Source organism: Pseudomonas sp. Sample_9 (genome assembly GCF_004307535.1).
In the GTDB taxonomy this organism is placed as follows: domain Bacteria; phylum Pseudomonadota; class Gammaproteobacteria; order Pseudomonadales; family Pseudomonadaceae; genus Aquipseudomonas; species Aquipseudomonas mercuritolerans.
This window is the reverse complement of record NZ_RAZO01000399.1, coordinates 1-972: the sequence shown is the minus strand read 5'-3', so window position 1 is coordinate 972 and position 972 is coordinate 1. Positions and strand designations below refer to the sequence as shown.

Here is a 972-nt window from a genome sequence, read left to right as displayed (position 1 = left end):
GTACGCTGGGAGGTCATGCCAATGCCGCTGCGCAGGCGGTCGTCATGTTCACGCATCAGCTCAGCCCTCCAAGCCAGCCATCGAGACTTCTGAAGGCATCATTGAAGGTGCGATCGAGCTGCAACGGCGTGATGGACACATAACCCTGCATCACGGCATGAAAATCGGTGCCCGGGCCGCCATCTTCAGCGTCGCCGGCAGCAGCAATCCAGTAACCGGCCTTGCCGCGCGGATCGACCACTTTCATCGGCGCCGCCGCGCGGGCGCGATGGCCGAGCCGGGTCAACTGAATGCCACGGATGTGATCGATAGGCAGATTGGGAATGTTCACGTTGAGTACCGTGCGCGGCGGCAGATCGAGCCCGGCGTGGGCCTCGACCAGTTTGCGCGCAAAGTAGGCCGCGGTCGGCAGGTTATCCACCTGACGCGAGACCAGTGAAAACGCAAACGATGGGCGCTCAAGAAAACGTCCTTCAAGCGCCGCTGCCACTGTCCCGGAATACAGCACATCGTCACCGAGGTTGGCGCCCAGGTTGATGCCGGAAACCACCATGTCCGCTTCGCGCTCAAGCAAGCCGTTAAGGCCCAGGTGAATGCAATCGGTCGGTGTGCCGTTGAGACTGATAAAGCCATTGGCCAGGTATTGCGGGTGCAGCGGACGGTCGAGCGTCAGCGAACTGCTGGCGCCGCTTTTGTCCTGCTCCGGGGCGATAACCACGCATTCGGTGTAATCCGCCAGCGCAGCATAAAGCGCGGCGAGACCGGGCGCGGTTACCCCATCGTCGTTAGAAATCAGAATACGCATGGGCTGTCCGTCTGCCCCACCGGCACCAGATCAACGAGCTCGCGCACCAATACGGTGGCAAAGCATCCGGCCGGGAGGACGAATTCCAGTTGCAGAATGTCAGGTTGGGGATAATGCCACGTCAACCCGCCAATGGGCAGCCGCAGGATGCGACGTTCATGGCTCAT

At 61.2% G+C, this 972-nt stretch carries 1 protein-coding gene and 1 pseudogene; both read right to left on the bottom strand.

The genetic code is table 11. From position 1 onward, the window contains the following. Window positions 1–55: 55 nt before the first annotated feature. A complete protein-coding gene (gene surE, locus D6877_RS22945) occupies window positions 56–805 on the bottom strand; it encodes a 5'/3'-nucleotidase SurE (protein WP_024011837.1) in 750 nt (249 codons plus the stop codon). Beyond that, window positions 793–972: pseudogene (locus D6877_RS22940) on the bottom strand (tRNA pseudouridine(13) synthase TruD); the annotation flags it as partial. The pseudogene D6877_RS22940 and the gene surE, both read right to left, overlap by 13 nt.

Bases quoted from the DNA above. Each gene is read 5' to 3' on its own strand.
- surE (WP_024011837.1), bottom strand. From the start codon at position 805: ATGCGTATTCTGATTTCTAACGACGATGGGGTAACCGCGCCCGGTCTC.